Source organism: Bradyrhizobium sp. WYCCWR 12699 (assembly GCF_032144035.1).
Taxonomy (GTDB): Bacteria; Pseudomonadota; Alphaproteobacteria; order Rhizobiales; family Xanthobacteraceae; genus Bradyrhizobium.
In genome coordinates this window covers 833,257-849,591 of record NZ_JAVTJN010000039.1, presented here as the reverse complement: position 1 = coordinate 849,591, position 16,335 = coordinate 833,257, and the positions used below count along the sequence as shown (strand labels likewise).

The following is a 16,335-nucleotide window of genomic DNA, read 5'->3' as shown; positions in this document are numbered from 1 at the left end:
TCAGCGTCGCAGGGTACTACGGCTGCGGCGGAAAGCGCTCGAACGCCGGCAATTCATGCGCGTGCTCCATCCAGCGCAGGCGCTCGGCGACCTGGATTTGCATCGTGGGCGGCACGGCCTCGGGATCGTCGTAAGTCGCGCTCTGGATGTCGATCACGCCCGGCATCAGGCCGGCATTGACGTAAAACAGGCCGGTGCCGCAATCGCCGCAGAAGTGCCGCCGGCCGTGTTCCGACGAGCTGTAGATCCTGGGCTCGCCCCTGGTCAGTTTGACGGCGCCGTCCGCATACATCGTCCAGCCAACGACAGGTGCGCCGGCATGGAGGCGGCAATCGCGGCAATGGCACAGCGCATGCACGATAGCCTCGCCCTCGACCTCATAACGGACCGCGCCGCAGTGACAGCCGCCGGTGATGGTGCTCATGCGTCTCTCCCGATCGGATATTTCTTCGCCGATCGATAGCGCTCGCGATTTGCAGCATCAACGGCGCAATCGGTTTGCGCTTGCGTCCTACTGTCGCGTGACAGCTGCTGCCATCGACACCGTCTATCGCGTTTCCACCACTTCACCGTCCTCCTTGACGAAGCGGCCGACGGGATTGTCCAGCAGGTCGATGACGGCTTCCGATGGGCGGCACAACCGCGTGCCCTTCGGCGTCACCACGATCGGACGGTTGATGAGAATGGGATGTGCGAGCATCTGGTCGATCAACTCGTCGTCGGACCATTTGGGATCTTCGAGGCCGAGCTCCTTGTAGGGTGTTCCCTTCTCGCGCAGCAGCGCGCGCACGGAAACGCCCATCGTCTCGATCAGCTCCTTGAGTTTCTCGCGCGTGGGCGGCGTCTTCAGATATTCGATGACGATGGGCTCGACGCCGCTCTGCCGGATCATGGCCAGGGTGTTGCGCGAGGTGCCGCAGGCGGGGTTGTGGTAGATCGTGACGCTCATCGAGATGTCTCCGCGGTTGGAACCGGGCCGCGCGCGTGCGAGGGGCCGAGCAGCCAGTTCATTAGCAGCATGCCGGCAAACGCTCCACAAAGCTCGGCCAGGATGAAGCCGGGCAGGTCGGCGGGACGGATGCCGGCGAAAGTGTTCGTCAGTGAACGCGCGATCGCGACTGCCGGATTGGCGAACGAGGTCGAGGCCGTGAACCAATAGGCCGCCGTGATGTAAAGGCCGACCAGCCAGGGCACCGCATTGCGCTGAAACCGGGCGCCGGCGAGGATGGTCGCGACCAGTCCAAAGGCCGCTACGGCTTCGGCGAACCATTGCGGCCCGCCAGTTCGAACCTTTGTCGAGACGTCGAGCACGGGCAGGCCGAACATCAGATGCGCGGCTATCGTTCCGGCGATGCCGCCGAGGATTTGCGCGACGACATAGAGCGCCGCCTCATTGACCGGCAGCTCGCGCTTGCCGGTGAACACCAGCGTGACTGCCGGATTGAAATGCGCACCTGAGATCGGACCGAGCACGGTGATCAGGACGACCAGAATGGCGCCGGTCGGCAATGTGTTGCAAAGCAGAGCAAGCGCGACATCCCTGGTCAGCGTCTCCGCCATGATGCCGGATCCGACCACGGTGGCGACGAGAAGACCGGTGCCGAGCGCCTCGGCTGCAAGTCGCCGCGAAAGATCGAATGCTTCCATCAGCGCGCTCGCATCTTTCGTTTCGGCGTGCAGCAGGCTTGCAGCGTCTCGACGACGGGGTTGCAGACTTCGGGGCGTCCGCCGCAGCAATCGCGCAACAGGAAAACCGCGACATCGCGGAATTCGCCGAGATTGGCGCGGTAGACGATCGAGCGGCTGTGCCGCTCCGAGGAGACGAGGCGGGCGCGCGTCAAGATCGCCAGATGCGCGGAGAGCGTGTTCTGCGGCACCTCCAGCAGGCGGGCGAGGTCGCCGGCGGCCAAGCCGTCAGGCTCGTGCCTGACCAGCGTCCGGAAGGCTTCCAGGCGCGTCGGCTGCGCCAGCGCGGCGAGGGCGAGGACGGCTTCTTCATTTTCCATATATCCAGATTTATGGAATTATCAGGAGGTCGTCAATTGAATCCTGTGCCGAGGGATCCTCCGTAATTCGAATATTCTAGAAATACAGTTTGACAGAAAGCGTGGACAGGCGCAGCGTGGGCATCATGAAGATCGCCGACGCAGCAGCACGTTTGGAGGCCCTGGGCAATCAGACCCGGCTCCAGATCTACCGGGCCCTGGTCCGGGCCGGGCACGCGGGCATGCCCGTCGGCCGCCTGCAGGACAAGCTGAAGATCCCGGCGTCGACGCTGTCGCATCACATCAAGACCCTGGTTGCGGTCGGGCTCGTCAGCCAGGTCAGGGAATCGACCACGCTGATCTGCCACGCCAATTTTGACGCGATGCGAGGCCTGGTGGCCTTCCTGGCGGCGGAATGCTGCGCCGACGAAGTGGGATGCAAGGGGGCGCAAACGGCGGCGTGATCCTTTTGCGATTTTGTTCGATAATTCTAGAAATATGGGAGAAGTCGAAATGAGCACCAAAATCAGCGCCAAGACGGTCGCCATCATCGGAGCCGGGCCGGTGGGCCTCGCTGCCGCCGCACATGTGCTCGAACGCGGCATGTCTCCCATCGTGCTCGAGGCCGGGCCTGAAGCCGCGCACGCGGTCCGCCAGTGGCAGCATGTCCAGCTGTTCTCGCCGTGGGAGTACAATATCGACAAGGCGGCGGCGCGCCTGCTCGCGCCGACGGGGTGGAATTCGCCGGACCCTCAGTCCTATCCGACGGGCGGCGAGCTGATCGACCGATATCTGACGCCGCTCGCCACGCGCACGAAGCTGCGGGAGACGATCCGGACTTCGAGCCGCGTTACGGCGATCAGCCGCGCCGGCTTCGACAAGGCGAAGACGAAGGGGAGAGAGCAGGCTCCCTTCGAGATCCGTTATCAGAACGGCAGGGGTCCCGAGGAGCTGCGTGCCGATGCCGTCATCGACGCGTCAGGCAATTGGTTCTCCCCCAACCCCGCCGGCAGCAACGGTTTGCCCGCGATTGGTGAGCGCGAGCGGGCCGACTGCATCTCCTATGGCATGCCGGATGTGCGGGGCACAGGTCGCGCCAGATATGCCGGCAAGACCGTTGCCGTGCTCGGTGCCGGCCATTCGGCGGTCGGTACGCTGATCGATCTGGCGCAGCTCGCGGGCGAGGTACCGGGCACGCAAGCGATCTGGTTGTTGCGCGGCGCCGATCCCGCCAAGGCCTTCGGCGGCGGCGGCAATGACAAGCTGGCCGCGCGCGGCGAACTGGGCTCGGCCTTTGCCGCACTCGTCGCCGCCGGCAAGATCAAGGTGGAGAGCGAATTTGGAGTCATGCATCTCGGGGAGGCCGAAGGTCGCCTGAAGATTTCGGCTGGCAGCGGCTGCGGTGCGCGAAGTGTGGTGGCCGATCAACTCGTCGTCTCCACCGGCTTCCGTCCAGATCTATCGTTCCTGTCCGAATTGCGGCTGCGGCTCGATCCGGCCATCGAGGCGCCTGTGGCGCTCGCGCCGCTGATCGATCCCAATGAGCACAGCTGCGGCACGGTCCGTCCCCATGGTGCGCGCGAGCTCGCGCACGACGAGCCGGGCCTCTATCTTGCCGGCATGAAGTCCTACGGCCGTGCGCCCACCTTCCTGATGATGACCGGATACGAGCAGGTCCGCTCCATCGCGGCCGACATCTCAGGTGACAAGAAGGCCGCTGCTCGGGTCGAGCTCGTGCTGCCGGAGACAGGCGTCTGCACGCGCGGTGGGGTGGAGACGGCCGACGCGGGATGCTGCGGCGGCCCGGCGAAGCAGGATCTCTCGGCTTGCTGCGCGGCCGATGAATCGGCCAAGAAGGCAGGCCGCGCCGGGTGTGGCTGCTCATGACGCGATCAGACAGGAGGACAGCATTCGGAGCTTGAGCGGGGCGCCGCTGATTGCGGTGATGTGTATCGGCCAGCTCGGCAATCTGCTGCCGCATGTAACGCTGTCCGCGAACCTGGCGCAGCATCTGATGCCGGCGTGGGGGCTGTCTGCTGCCGAAGGCGGGCTGATGGCGAGCGGCTACGCGTTCGGATACATGCTGGCCGTTCCGGTCCTGACGACGCTGACCGATCGCATCGATGCGCGGATCGTGCTGCTGTGCGGCTCCATCGTCAGCGGACTCGCGACCCTGGCGTTCGGCATCTTCGCCGACGGGTTCTGGTCGGGCACCATCATCTGGTCGCTCGCAGGGTTGGGCTTTGCCGGCGCCTACATGCCGGGGCTGAAGGCGCTGACCGACCGATTGCCTGCCGGCGACACGTCGCGGGCGGTGACGCTGTACACGTCGAGCTTCTCGGTCGGCGTCGGCCTGTCGTTCCTGGTTGCGCAAGTCCTCGCCGATCGCTGGGGCTGGCGGACCGCGTTCTACGTTACCGGCGTCGGCCCGATCGCGATGGTGGCCGCGTGCCTGCTGATCGAGCAACGGCGGCCGGCGCCGAAGGCCGGACGGCTGCTGAATTTCGCACCCGTCTTCACCAATCGCGAGGCGCTCGGTTACATCCTCGGTTACGGCGCCCACTGCTTCGAGCTCTACGGCATCCGCACCTGGCTGGTCGGGTTCTGGACCTTCGTCGTTGCGCATCAAGGCGGGCCGTCCTGGATGACGCCCGTGCTGATGAGCTTCTGCTTCGCGGTGATCTCGATGCCCGCCAGCATCCTCGGCAACGAGGCCGCCCTGAAATTCGGACGCCACCGCGCGATCACGGTCGTGATGATCGCGTCGGCCTGCGTTGCGCTGGTGATCGGACTCAACGCCACGGCTCCGGCATGGGTGCTCGCGCTGCTGCTGATGCTCTACGGCCTGACGGTGCCGGCGGATTCAGGCGCGCTCACCGCGGGCATGTCGGCTGCGGCTGTCTCCGAGCATCGCGGTGCGACACTCGCCCTGCACTCGACGGTCGGCTTTGGCTTGTCGGCGCTCGGCGCCTGGGGCACCGGCGTGGCACTCGACATCGCCGGCGGACCGCAGAGCGCAAGCGGCTGGCTGCTGGTGTTCATCGTGCTCGCGGCCGGAATCGCGCTGGGTCCGCTGGCGCTATTGTGGGCCCGGAATGATCACTCGGGCAAGCCGCCGTCGTAACCGGCCAGGAGGCAGGGTTACTCGATCACCTTGTCGGCCATGATCAATACCTTTTCCGGAATTGAAAGGCCGAGCGCCTTTGCGGTTTGCAGATTGATGGCAAATACGAATTGGGTTGGCTGTTCGACGGGGAGCTCGGCAGGATTTCCACCCTTCAAGATGCGATCGACATAGTGCGCAGCCTTGACGAACAGCGGTAAGATGTCCGGCCCGTAGCTCATGAGCCCGCCCAGTTCCGTGTAGCTGTTGACCTGAAAAACCGAAGGCAAGCGGTGCTCCAACGCGATGGGCGGAAGCGAAGGTCTGATGGGATCGGCGAGCACGTACACGACGTCGCAGCCTCCGGCCTTCATGTCCTGATAGGCCTTCTTCAGGTCTTCCGGATTCGCTGCGATATAGCGTTCCGCCGAAATCCCGATCTTTGCTGCGGCGTCGCGGGCAACCTCATAGAGCGCGGGGTGGGTCGGATTGTTGGACGTCAGGACGCCGAGTTTTGCCACGTTCGGGAATACGAGCTGGACGATGTCGAGCGTTTTGGCGGTGAGGTCGCCGAACATGTTGGCGACACCGGTGATGTTGCCGCCGGGTCTGGCAAAACTCTTCACGAAGCCGGAGCCGATCGGATCCGTCGATGGCGACATGACGATGGGGATGGTCGATGTGGCCTTCTGGGCAGCGGCTATCGCCGGAGTGGCCTCGGCGATGACGACGTCCGGCTTCAATTGGAGAAGTTGCTGCATCAGATCCGGAAGCTCTGAGTAATGGCCATTCGCTTCGCGAACTTCGAAAACGAGATTTTTGCCTTCCTCGTAGCCCAGGGAGCGGAGTGTATCCTTGATGACGGGAGTCGTGGCCGCGGCTCTTCCAGACACCAGATAGGCGACGCGCCAGGTCCGGGATCGCTGTGCCACCGCATTCCGCGCTACCAAACCCAGGCAACCGATGAGCGCCACGCGACGAGAGATTGTGCGATGCATGACGTTGCTCATGAAACACGTTGCTCATGAAACTTGAAAAACCCGATGCTAGCATGCCGTTGAAATCCCGCCAGCGGCTTTTGAAACCGTAGACCTGCGCGGGATGGTCCCGCGCAGGCGTCACGACTTCTAATGGTGGCGCTCTGCCACCGTCGGCGCCACGGCTTCGCCAGAGATTCTGCGCCCCGATTGTCCACACCCACGACACGCAGTATCGAACTGCACGCTCGACGTACTAGCGATCGATAATTTGCCAACGCTCGCCGGGCTCGCTTTGGTTGCGGCATGAGCACGAAATCGCGCGAGGTCATCTGGAGCGGCCGGATTATGGGGGCGGAAATCTCCGCCAAGCACGCGCGCGAGGAGGCCAGGAAGGCGGTCCGCACGGCCGACCGCGCCGAGGCCGAGGTTTGGTCGGTCCGGATGGAAGGCTATGGTGGCCCCTCGCAGCCCTCGCCGACGATCGCGCAATGCCTCAACGGCGGCATGGGATGGCTCGAGGTCGAGTGCAACAGGTGCAAGACGCGTGCGAGCCTGCCCCTCGACGCCATCCGCCGGCCACGCGATACGCCGATCTGGAAGCTGGAAGCCTCGCTCAAATGCCGGTCGTGCCGAAAGGGACGTTCCGCGCCGCCAGTCCACATGATCAAGCTGACCGCAACGCAAAGCATCACGCCCTATAAATGGGTGCATCCGACCGAGGAGCGCTAGTGCTGACCAGTTCTCGCGGAGCGAACCATTCGCGGTGCTATGCTGCGGATCGTCAGTGCGGCTATGGAAAAAGCTCCTCCGGCAGCATGCATCATGACCGCAGCCAGGAACCTTTTCTGGGCAGACCTGTTGGCGTGCCACGGCGCGGCCGCAAATACGAGGCCCGCTCATGAAGACCGTATGGATGAGTGCCTGAGCGGCTGTCCTATGCAGTGTCGTCCTGCAACCCTGCAGCTGAAATCCTTGCACGCTCAGCGGACGACGGGGACAGGGACGGCAAATGAGGCCTGTAGCAAGACAGCCCTTCAAACCACGCACCACTGAGGAACTGATGGCGCTGCTTGGTGCAGTAGCGACCGCGATTCTCACCGTCATCATCATCGCGATGCTCTATTTCGGCCGGGATATCTTCGTGCCCGTGGCGCTGGCTATTCTCCTCAGCTTCGTGTTGGCGCCACTGGTCGAAATATTGCAACGCGTGCGGGTCCCGCGGGGATTGGCCGTCGTGAGCGTGGTTGGCGTTGCCTTTGCGCTTATCTTCGCAATAGGAAGCCTTCTCGCCGCGCAATTGACGCAGCTCGCCGGTGACCTTCCCCGCTACCAGTCGACGATCAGCGAAAAGATCCAATCATTTCGAGATACCAAAGCCGGCCGGGGCACGCTGGAGCGGGCCTCCGACATGCTGAAGGATCTCAGCAAGGAGCTCGATAAGCCGAAAGACGCCCCATCTGTGCCCAAGATCGGCACGATCGCTGCTGGATCGAATGCTTCCGCGCCGCCGGTGCCCGTTGAAGTACGCCAACCGGATCCCGGGGCGTTGGAAAGTCTGCGAACCTTGATTTCTCCACTCATTCATCCGCTGGCGACCACCGGCATCATCATTATTTTCGTCATATTCATTCTCATTCAGCGCGAGGACCTTCGTAATCGCTTTATTCGACTGGCCGGTTCGTCGGATTTGCAGCGTACGACGGCTGCACTGGACGATGCCGCGAGCCGCCTGAGCAGGCTGTTTCTGACCCAGCTCATCCTAAATGGCGGATTCGGCGTGGTGATCGGCGCCGGCCTGTACTTCATCGGAATACCAAGCGCCATTCTCTGGGGTATCCTCGCGGCTGCGCTTCGCTTCGTCCCCTATGTCGGGGCCGTTATCGCGGCCGCGTTCCCGTTGGCGCTGGCGGTTGCCATCGATCCCGGTTGGTCGATGCTGCTTTGGACTCTCGCCCTGTTTTTTGTTGTGGAACCGTTGGTAGGCCATGTCGTCGAGCCGATGGTTTACGGTCACAGCACGGGGCTGTCGCCCATTGCCGTGGTTGCCTCGGCGACGTTCTGGACGGCGCTTTGGGGCCCGATCGGGCTCGTTCTCGCGACTCCCTTGACCGTTTGCCTCGTGGTTCTCGGGCGGCACGTGGAGCGCTTGGAATTTCTCGACGTCATGTTCGGCGACCGGCCAGCGCTTTCTCCTCCGGAGATCTTCTATCAGCGGATGCTGGCCGGCGATCCGACCGAAGCGGCCGAAAAGGCCGAAGAGTTTCTGAAAGAGCGTTCGCTAGCGTCGTACTATGACGAGGTCGCCCTGAAGGGTTTGCAACTGGCGCAAGCCGACGCCGAACGCGATGCGCTTGACCAGGAGCGTCTTGCGAAAATCCGGGACGCCGTTAGCGAATTTACCAGCGATCTTTCCGATCAGGACGACCGGCCGCCGGCGAAGAGCAGCTCAACCAGCGATGTCGAAGCATGGTCAGCGGTGGAGGGTGTTGCAGAAAATGCCGTCAATGAACGCTTGCCTTACGTTCGCAAGGAAACTCTCCCGCTGGATTGGCAGGGCGAGCACCCTGTCTTGTGCGTGGCCGGACGCAGCCTCATTGACGAGGCGGCCGCAATCATGCTGGCTCAGCTGTCGACGGAGCATGGTCTCGCGGCACGAGTCGAAGGGCCGGAATCGCTTTCCACGACGAATGTCTTCCGCCTTGATACCACGGGAGTCGCAATCGTCTGCCTGGTCTATCTCGATGCCCGCGGTGCGGCACACATGCGGTATTCAGTCCGGCGCCTGAGGCGAAAATTGCCGAAGGCGACCATCATTCTGGGCTGCTGGGTCAAAGACATTGATGCGGCTGCGCTGGAATCGCTGCGGGAGGGCGCCAAAGCCGACCTTGTTGCGACGAGCATCGGCGAGGCCGTCAGGCTGTGCATCGAGGCAACGGGCTGGACTGAGCCGGCGGGCGAGGCCCTCGGGCAGAAGAGCCCACCGACGGCTGCGGCGTAAGAGTTCGACCGTGCCGGTGTTTTGTCCGACGAGTCAGAGCGGAACAGTAGGACGGGCGGATGACTGGTCATCGACCCAGGCAGACGTCATCGACGGCTTGTGACCCAACTGAGACGTGCGTGCCGCAGAATTGTTGCGATGCAGAGCGCCTGGATATAGAAATGGACGACGGCGAAATCGTCCGCACCACTAACTACGCTACGTCCAGCGCCCCAGCTTCCGGGACCTCATCTCATGACCAAAGCGCGCGCCGTGCCCATGCCCAGCAACAGCGTGCTCACGCCGCTTTATGAGGGCGCGGACCTTCTGGACGCCTTTGCAATTCAACTGCCGGCGGGCGCTAGCGACGATGTCGAGGTGCTGGCACGCGCCGCGCTCGAGCGACAGGCGTGGTGGATTCGTGCACTCACGCGCCTCCGCGATGTGGTGATGTCGATGGTCGGCGTCAAATCGTCGCGCGCCGTCGGTCTCGCCGGCGCGGCGCGTGGGCCGGTGATCGGCTTCTTCCCGGTGCTGTCAAAGAGCGCGACGGAATTGATCCTCGGCGCGGACGACCGGCATCTCGACTTCCGCCTCACGATCCAGCTTCGCGCCGACGCAGCCAATCGGCGCGAACTGGTCGCGGGCACAGTGGTGCATTGCCATAACCGGCTCGGGCGCATCTATCTGGCGACGATAGCACCGTTTCATCGCGTGATCGTGCCGTCCAGTCTGGAGCAGGCGGCAAAAGCAGTGAAGATTTAGGCCGGCCACGCTGTAGGGCCAATCGCATCTGGGCAAGACGTGACGAGGCGCGCGTGCTCACGATGACAAGGCAACGCATAGGTGGCTGAGACGATGGGGTTTTCGTCGCCTTGGATTACAGTGCAATGCGCTGAAATCAAATCAAAACAGCCAGCCGAGACCCCCTGAACGACGGGGATCCGGAAAATACATTGTTCTCACCAATTTTTGGTTGCAATCTACCTTCGGATCAAGCCTCGCAGGCTCGCGCCCTGCCAGTCTGATCATTGATTGCGATGGTGCTTGTCCCTCCGCTCTGATGTGGGGCCGGGCCAATTTCGAGCGCTAGCATTGGTGCAGTTCAGCCCGCCAGTTTAGTTTTGGCCATGTGTCATGCCTCCGCTATACCCGCCGAGTTAAGTGCGCTCTTGGTGTCCCCCAGGGCCTACGCCACCCAGAATGCATTGATGGCTGGCTTTCGCTGGTTGCGATCGAATAAGCCGCTTGGCTGGCTCGAGATGGACGGCTTCGACCCGTTTTGGGCGGTCACTCGATATGCCGATATCGTCGAGGTCAGCCGCCGCCACGATCTCTTCCGCAATGGCGATCGGGCCAGCACACTCGTGCCCAAGGCCGCCGACCGGCTGGCGCGTAGCCTGACCGGCGGCAGTCCGCATCTCATGCGGACACTTTTGCAAATGGACGCCCCGGACCATTCACAATATCGCCAAGTCACGCAACGATGGTTCGCGCGCCAAAGCGTTGCGATGCTTGAAGACCGCGTTCGAGCGATCGCGCGTGACCTCGTCGACGACACGATCAAGCGGGGCGAGACCTGCGAATTCGTGCACGACGTGGCCCAGCTCTACCCGTTGCGCGTCACGATGACGATGCTCGGGCTACCGGCGGAGGACGAGGCGCATCTGCTCGCTCTCATCCAGGGACTGTTCCGTAGTCAGGACGACCCACCGGCGCGCGCGCGCTGGGCCAGCCGTGATCCGGCACGGCACGCCAGGCGTTTGAGAGACGCCGTTGCCGACTTTGACAGCTATTTTGCGCCGCTGATCGAACAGGCTCGTCGATCCCCGCGCGATGGCCTCATCAGCGTGATCGCAAATGCCACGGTGGACGGCGAGCCGATCGATCGGTTCGAAGCCGTCAGCTATCTGATGGTGCTCCTGACGGCCGGTCATCACCCCGTTGGCTCCGCCATATCGGGCGCAATCTGGGCAATGTGCGAAAATCCCGGCGAATTCCGCAAAGTCAAATCCGACCTCCGTCTCGTGCCTGATCTGGTCGAGGAAGCGGTGCGCTGGACCGCGCCAGTGCAGCACGTGATGCGGACCGCGAGGGAGAATGTCGTGTTGGACGGGCGCCAGATCGCCGCCGGCGACTGGTTGATGTTGTGCTATCTCTCGGGAAACCGGGACGAGCAGGCCTTCGACTCGCCAGACCATTTCCGTATCGGCCATGACCGCGGCCGCAACGTTGCCTTTGGTCATGGTGCGCATATTTGCCTTGGTCAACATCTGGCAAGGCTGGAAATGCAGGTCTTTTTCGAGGAATTGCTGCGCCGGCTGACGTTCATCGAGCTTTCGGGTACGCCGCGCCGGCTGGCGTCGATTTTTATCGGCGGCCCTCGGACTCTGCCTCTCAGGTTTTCCGTTCTGTGATCTTGGAAGAGTGTTCTTTTACGTGGGCGGCATTTGAGGACAAACCAATGAATACTCCGGATTTCGCACGCATCGTCGAGGACGCAATCGAGGCTGCCGACCCGCCGGTCGCAAATACAGGCGTTGGCGTCGCGATCCTGCAGAATGGCCGGATGGTCTATGCCGGTGGCTTCGGCTTCCGCAACCGCGCGACCGGGACGCTGGTCAATGAGCACACACTCTTTCCAATAGGCTCGGCCACCAAGGCGTTCACCAGCACGTTGCTCTCGATCTTCGCGGAGGACAAGGTGTTATCGCTTGACCGGCCGATCTGCCAGTTTGTTCCATCCTTCAAGATGTCGGACCCGCTCGCCTCGGGCGAGGCAACGTTGATCGACCTCCTCTGTCATCGCACCGGGCTCGCCCCGCATGATTGCCTCTGGTACCTCGGTCCTTTCGCGCGGGCGGAGTTGTTCTACCGCCTGCGCGATCTGCCGTTTGCGGTGCCGTTCCGGGCGAAGTTCATCTACAACAACTTGTTGTACATGGTTGCCGGCCATCTCCTCGAGATACTGACCGGCGAGAGCTACGAGGATATCATACGGAGCCGCATCCTCGGTCCTCTCGGAATGACTGAGACGACGCTGTCGTTTGCGGACTATCTGCAAAGTTCGAATCGCGTGCTCGGCTATATCGGCGAGGCACCCCTGGCCCTGAAGGACTTCACCAACATTGGTCCCGCGGGCGAGATCAACTCATCGGCACTCGACATGGCGAAGTGGGTCGAGCTGTTGCTCAGAAGGGGGATGACAGGGAACGGCAAGGTCGTGATCGGCGAGGGAGCGCTGGGACTCACCTATCACCCGTTCAGCGATCCCGGCGACGGGACCATGTATGGACTGGGGTGGAACGTCGGGAAGCTGACCATCAAGACACCCAACGGTCCTCGGCAGAAGAGATTGGTTTTCCATACCGGCGATCCCCAGGGCGGTTCGGCATACGTGTCGTTCATGCCGGACGACGGGATGGGGGTGGTCGTCCTCACCAACCAGCACTGCACCAACCAGATGCTGCGCAACAAATGGCCCGACAAGATCGCGACCGCCGTTTACGATCATTTGCTAACCAACTCGCTTTCCAATACCGTCGAGCTTCCCAGCTGTGCTCCGATGGGAGCCCTGAGCTTGTCCGCCGAGCCGCCGTCGCCGGTGGCCAAGGGCGTGGCCATGGCCCTGGCGCCGCCCGCAATCGCGAAATTCACGGGAATGTTCAGCAATCCCGGATATGGCGATCTCCTAGTGAGCCTGAATGGCACCATTCTGTCGATCAGCTATTACGGGTCGAGCTGGCAGCTGGATCAGTTTGGCGACACGACCTTCCTGTTTACGGTGGGGGCGTTCGGGACCTTTTTCCCCGTGCTGGTCGAATATTATAGGGATAACGACGGTGCCATTGCGGGACTTTCCGCCCAGCTTGTCCAGCGACCGCTCCTGATGATGATCCCGTTCGCAAAGCGTTAGGACCTCGGCAGGTTGGGGGTCGAATGCGCGGCGGGACCATGACTATGGCAACAACGCATTTCCCGCGTTATCCTGATCCGTGGCGATCGGATGCAAGGTCCTGCGTATGCTTTGCCGATACTGCAATAGCGACAACAGCGCGACGAATGCATTCTGCGAGACCTGCGGAAAGCCGATGCGCACGGTCTGCATCGCGTGCGGCCACATCAACGGCCCGATCAGCCGCTTCTGCGGCAAATGCAGCGCGCCGCTCACCATTTCCTCGAGCCGGTCGGCGGAAGAATGGTTGCGCGCGCTGAGCGCGACCGGCGGCGAACGCAAGCAGCTCAGCATCCTCTTCGCCGATATCAGCAACTCGACGTGGCTGATCCAAAACGCCGACCCCGAGGACGCAATGCGCCGGATCCAGCCGGCGATCAACGCCATGCGGCGGGGCGTTGAGCGCTACGACGGCATCGTCAACAAGGTGCAGGGCGACGGCGTGATGGCGTTGTTCGGCGCACCGGTGCCCCGTGAGGACCACGCGGTGCGCGCTTGCGGCGCGGCCCTTGCGCTTCAGGCCGCCCTGGCGGAACTCGGTGATCGCGATCTGAGGATCCGGGTCGGCGTCCACAGCGGCGAGGTGATTTTGCAGGCGGTCGTCAACAGCCTCTATCACACATACGATGTGTCCGGGTCCACCGCGCATGTGGCGGCGCGCATGGAGCAGATGGCCGAGCCGGGCGAAATCCTGATCACCGGCGCCACGGCCGCCGCGGCCCGCAACTACGTCGAAGCGACGCCGCTTGGACTGCGTGTGGTTCGCGGAGTGACCGAACCAATGGAGGTTTTCAGGCTGGAGCGCCTGCATCATGCGCCGGCTAGCGTCATATTTCGCAGTCAGACTGCGCTAACCCCGCTGATCGGTCGCTCCGCTCAGATCGACCTGCTTGAGGCAGAACTCGCCAGCGCAGCCGCCGGCGAGCCGCGGGCTGTCGGCGTCGTCGGAGAAGCCGGCTCGGGGAAGAGCCGGCTTTGCTTCGAATTCGCCGAGCGCTGTCGCGATCGAGGCTATCGGGTTTTCGAAGCTCGTGTGACAGCGCACGGCCACGCGACGCCCTATCAGCCCGTCGTCGAACTGGCTCGCGACTTTCTTGGCATCAAGCCCGGCATGCTGGCCTCCGAGGCGCAGGAGCGGGTGGAAAGCGTCATGTCGGCATACGGGGTGGACGACGAGACGCTGGCACTGTTGCTCGGCTTTCTTGGCCTCGTCGACCCGGATCAGCCGACGGCCCAGACCGATCCCGCGATGCGCAAGAAGCGGCTCGTCGAACTGGTGCGTCTGTTCGTGCGATCGGGACCGCAGCTGCAGCCCGCGCTCATTCTCCTCGAGGACTTGCACTGGATCGACGCCGCGAGCGAGGAATTCATCGACGTGATCGCCGATGCCATCACCGGCACCAAGACCATGCTGCTGCTGAACTTCCGGCATGGCTACAGCGCGCCTTGGATGCAGCGAAGCCATTACCGGCAAATCAACCTCTCCTCGCTGGCCGATACCGAGTCCGAAGGACTATTGCGCCTGCTTCTCGGCTCCGATTCCTCGCTGGCGCTGGTTTCGCGCAATATCGCCCATCGCGCGCAGGGCAACCCGTTCTTTCTCGAGGAGCTGGTGCGTTGCCTTGTCGACCGCGGCGATTTAGAGGGGGAACGCGGCAATTACCGGCTTGCGGGAGGCATCGAGGCGATCCCCTTGCCGCCCACGATCCGAGCCCTGCTCGCTGCCCGGATCGATCACCTCGACGAACCAGCGCGCCGCGTGTTGCAGTATGCCGCGGTGATCGGCCGCGAAGCGCCGCGCGATATTCTCGAAGCGCTGACGGGGCTGTCGTCTCCGGAGCTCGACGATGCGCTCGACCGGCTGCGCCGCTCGGAGCTGCTGCGCGAACTGGCGCTTGATCCCGGCGTCCATGCCTTCTCGCATCCACTCGTTCAGGAGACCTGCTATGGCGTTCTCCTGCGCGAGCGCCGTCGCGGCATCCATGGCGACGTCGCGCGCATCATGAAGCAGCACTTCACGGACCGGAAGGAGGAGCGGGCCAGCCTACTGGCCTATCATCTCGAAGAAGCCGGCCAGCCGATGGAAGCGGCGCAGGCCCATATCCGGGCCGCACTATGGATCGGTACGCACGATTCAAGCCAGGCCTTGCGAAGCTGGCGGAAGGTCCATCAATTGCTGGAAGGCCAGCCGTTATCCGAGTCTATCGGTTATCTGCGGCTGACCTGCTGCATTCAGGTCCTGACCTTCGGGTGGCGCGAAGGTATTTCGGCCGAGGAGGCGCGGCGTTGGTTCGAGGAAGCACGGCAACTGGCGCTCGTCTCGGGCAATGCGCGGGCCCATGCCTGGATCCATGCCGCATACGGCCGGAACCTCGCGGTGAGCGGATCAGCGGACGACTACGTCGCGCGGACGCGCGAGGCGCTCGCGCTGACGAGTGGGCAGGACCGTAGCGGCGAGGCGATGCTGACCGCCGTGCTGTCACAAGCAACGCGGTTGTCGGGACGGCTCGACGAGGCGCTGCAGGCCATCATCGACGCGACCGACCGCGCTGACGCCATCAGCGAATTCGACCGTCAGCTCTTCAACTTCGACGTCGCGCGCTGGCTGACAGCAATGCGCGGGCAGGTCCTGGTCCAGCTCGGCCGCTTCGACGAGGCAAGGCCCTGGCTCGACCGTATGCTGCAGACCGAAGCCGACTCCAACGACATCACGCTCCATCTCGTCAACGTTGCCTTTGTCGACATGGCGTGGGCGCTTGAGGATAAGGCGCTCGCCGATCTTCACGCCGCGCGTGCCATGGCGATGGCCACCGAAACCGGCAGCCCCTATATCCTCGTCAATGCGCTCGCCTGTCTCGGCCTGGCGCATCTGGTTGGCGGCCGGTTTGCCCAAGCGGTGGAAAGCCTCGACAAGGCGCTGTCGGTTGCGCGAGTGCGCAAGGCCGGGCTTGAATCGGAGGCGCGGATTCTGGCCGATCTTGCCAATGCACACCGGCTGAACAATGAGCTGGAGGCGGCTCTACTCGTGGCAGCAGAGGCGATCGAGGTGGCGACGGCACGGACGGCGCGCGTTGCCGAATGTCTCGCCCGTCTCGTGCGGACGGATGTACAGCGACAGGCGGGCCGGGTCGAGCTTGCGCTCTCGGATTTGGCGCGCGCCCGAAGCCTGATGCAGGAAACCGGCGCGAAGCTATACGCGCCTTTGATGGATGAGGTCGCGGCAAGGTTCGATGAAGGTCCGACGTCTGCACGCGATGCGGTAAACGGTCAGGGCAGATAATCGCCGTTGCGCCGGCTATGGAGCAGTGTCAATCTTAAGCTGCATTGAGTTTTCT

General features: G+C 63.2%; 14 protein-coding genes and 1 pseudogene. 10 read left to right on the top strand and 5 right to left on the bottom strand.

Annotated features, from left to right (window positions below):
• Nucleotides 1–16 precede the first annotated feature (16 nt).
• The 4 genes from RPS27_RS34730 to RPS27_RS34715 all read right to left on the bottom strand — a co-directional run bounded on the left by RPS27_RS34730 (nt 17) and on the right by RPS27_RS34715 (nt 2,006).
• Nucleotides 17–424, bottom strand: a complete 408-nt coding sequence (locus tag RPS27_RS34730; RefSeq protein WP_212067142.1) for a GFA family protein — start codon at nt 422–424, stop codon at nt 17–19.
• Between the two features lie 123 nt (nt 425–547).
• Entirely contained in the window at nt 548–949 is a 402-nt protein-coding gene (arsC, locus tag RPS27_RS34725) for an arsenate reductase (glutaredoxin) (protein WP_211417636.1), read from the bottom strand.
• Nucleotides 946–1,647, bottom strand: a complete 702-nt coding sequence (locus RPS27_RS34720; RefSeq protein ID WP_285812030.1) for an MIP/aquaporin family protein — start codon at nt 1,645–1,647, stop codon at nt 946–948. Before RPS27_RS34720 ends, arsC begins: the two co-directional genes overlap by 4 nt.
• A complete protein-coding gene (locus tag RPS27_RS34715) occupies nt 1,647–2,006 on the bottom strand; it encodes an ArsR/SmtB family transcription factor (protein WP_211417634.1) in 360 nt (119 codons plus the stop codon). Before RPS27_RS34715 ends, RPS27_RS34720 begins: the two co-directional genes overlap by 1 nt.
• A gap of 125 nt (nt 2,007–2,131) precedes the next feature.
• On the opposite strand from RPS27_RS34715, the gene RPS27_RS34710 reads away from it, so the two are divergent.
• Genes RPS27_RS34710 through RPS27_RS34700 form a run of 3 tightly spaced genes read left to right on the top strand, consistent with a single transcriptional unit; the run spans nt 2,132 to nt 5,109 of the window.
• Nucleotides 2,132–2,449 carry an ArsR/SmtB family transcription factor gene (locus tag RPS27_RS34710; protein WP_194407171.1) on the top strand — a complete coding sequence of 106 codons (318 nt, stop codon included), beginning with the start codon at nt 2,132–2,134 and terminating at the stop codon, nt 2,447–2,449.
• A gap of 49 nt (nt 2,450–2,498) precedes the next feature.
• Nucleotides 2,499–3,872 (top strand): NAD(P)-binding domain-containing protein, encoded by a 1,374-nt coding sequence (locus RPS27_RS34705; RefSeq protein WP_212067140.1) that lies wholly within the window; start codon nt 2,499–2,501, stop codon nt 3,870–3,872.
• A 58-nt stretch (nt 3,873–3,930) separates the two neighbouring features.
• Nucleotides 3,931–5,109, top strand: coding sequence for an MFS transporter (locus tag RPS27_RS34700; RefSeq protein ID WP_212067201.1), 1,179 nt, complete (start codon nt 3,931–3,933; stop codon nt 5,107–5,109).
• Nucleotides 5,110–5,126: 17 nt separating this feature from the next.
• Here the strand turns inward: RPS27_RS34700 and RPS27_RS34695 are convergent, their stop codons facing one another.
• A complete protein-coding gene (locus tag RPS27_RS34695; RefSeq protein ID WP_212067139.1) occupies nt 5,127–6,098 on the bottom strand; it encodes an ABC transporter substrate-binding protein in 972 nt (323 codons plus the stop codon).
• A gap of 273 nt (nt 6,099–6,371) precedes the next feature.
• Here RPS27_RS34695 and RPS27_RS34690 point away from each other — a divergent pair, with 273 nt between their 5' ends.
• The 7 genes and pseudogenes from RPS27_RS34690 (at nt 6,372) to RPS27_RS34660 (ending at nt 16,280) form a co-directional block, all read left to right on the top strand.
• Nucleotides 6,372–6,797, top strand: coding sequence for a hypothetical protein (locus tag RPS27_RS34690; RefSeq protein ID WP_212067138.1), 426 nt, complete (start codon nt 6,372–6,374; stop codon nt 6,795–6,797).
• Nucleotides 6,798–7,128: 331 nt separating this feature from the next.
• On the top strand, nt 7,129–9,066 hold the full coding sequence (locus RPS27_RS34685) for an AI-2E family transporter (protein WP_212067137.1): 1,938 nt from the start codon (nt 7,129–7,131) through the stop codon (nt 9,064–9,066).
• A 234-nt stretch (nt 9,067–9,300) separates the two neighbouring features.
• Nucleotides 9,301–9,810, top strand: coding sequence for a DUF2867 domain-containing protein (locus RPS27_RS34680; RefSeq protein ID WP_212067136.1), 510 nt, complete (start codon nt 9,301–9,303; stop codon nt 9,808–9,810).
• Nucleotides 9,811–10,256: 446 nt separating this feature from the next.
• Complete coding sequence (locus RPS27_RS34675) at nt 10,257–11,462, top strand: cytochrome P450 (RefSeq protein ID WP_249131799.1); 1,206 nt, start codon at nt 10,257–10,259, stop codon at nt 11,460–11,462.
• A 47-nt stretch (nt 11,463–11,509) separates the two neighbouring features.
• Nucleotides 11,510–12,961 carry a serine hydrolase gene (locus RPS27_RS34670; protein ID WP_212067134.1) on the top strand — a complete coding sequence of 484 codons (1,452 nt, stop codon included), beginning with the start codon at nt 11,510–11,512 and terminating at the stop codon, nt 12,959–12,961.
• 106 nt (nt 12,962–13,067) lie between these two features.
• A pseudogene (locus RPS27_RS39790) lies at nt 13,068–13,142 on the top strand (hypothetical protein); the annotation flags it as partial.
• Between the two features lie 105 nt (nt 13,143–13,247).
• Nucleotides 13,248–16,280 (top strand): adenylate/guanylate cyclase domain-containing protein, encoded by a 3,033-nt coding sequence (locus tag RPS27_RS34660; RefSeq protein WP_313754984.1) that lies wholly within the window; start codon nt 13,248–13,250, stop codon nt 16,278–16,280.
• Nucleotides 16,281–16,335: the final 55 nt, after the last annotated feature.

Excerpts from the sequence above, each read along its gene's own strand:
- RPS27_RS34730 (WP_212067142.1), bottom strand. The coding sequence starts at position 424 with ATGAGCACCATCACCGGCGGCTGTCACTGCGGCGCGGTCCGTTATGAG.
- arsC (WP_211417636.1), bottom strand. The coding sequence starts at position 949 with ATGAGCGTCACGATCTACCACAACCCCGCCTGCGGCACCTCGCGCAAC.
- RPS27_RS34675 (WP_249131799.1), top strand. The coding sequence starts at position 10,257 with ATGGCTGGCTTTCGCTGGTTGCGATCGAATAAGCCGCTTGGCTGGCTC.
- RPS27_RS34715 (WP_211417634.1), bottom strand. The coding sequence starts at position 2,006 with ATGGAAAATGAAGAAGCCGTCCTCGCCCTCGCCGCGCTGGCGCAGCCG.
- RPS27_RS34680 (WP_212067136.1), top strand. The coding sequence starts at position 9,301 with ATGACCAAAGCGCGCGCCGTGCCCATGCCCAGCAACAGCGTGCTCACG.
- RPS27_RS34705 (WP_212067140.1), top strand. The coding sequence starts at position 2,499 with ATGAGCACCAAAATCAGCGCCAAGACGGTCGCCATCATCGGAGCCGGG.
- RPS27_RS34670 (WP_212067134.1), top strand. The coding sequence starts at position 11,510 with ATGAATACTCCGGATTTCGCACGCATCGTCGAGGACGCAATCGAGGCT.
- RPS27_RS34720 (WP_285812030.1), bottom strand. The coding sequence starts at position 1,647 with ATGGAAGCATTCGATCTTTCGCGGCGACTTGCAGCCGAGGCGCTCGGC.
- RPS27_RS34685 (WP_212067137.1), top strand. The coding sequence starts at position 7,129 with ATGGCGCTGCTTGGTGCAGTAGCGACCGCGATTCTCACCGTCATCATC.
- RPS27_RS34690 (WP_212067138.1), top strand. The coding sequence starts at position 6,372 with ATGAGCACGAAATCGCGCGAGGTCATCTGGAGCGGCCGGATTATGGGG.
- RPS27_RS34710 (WP_194407171.1), top strand. The coding sequence starts at position 2,132 with ATGAAGATCGCCGACGCAGCAGCACGTTTGGAGGCCCTGGGCAATCAG.
- RPS27_RS34700 (WP_212067201.1), top strand. The coding sequence starts at position 3,931 with ATGTGTATCGGCCAGCTCGGCAATCTGCTGCCGCATGTAACGCTGTCC.
- RPS27_RS34695 (WP_212067139.1), bottom strand. The coding sequence starts at position 6,098 with ATGAGCAACGTCATGCATCGCACAATCTCTCGTCGCGTGGCGCTCATC.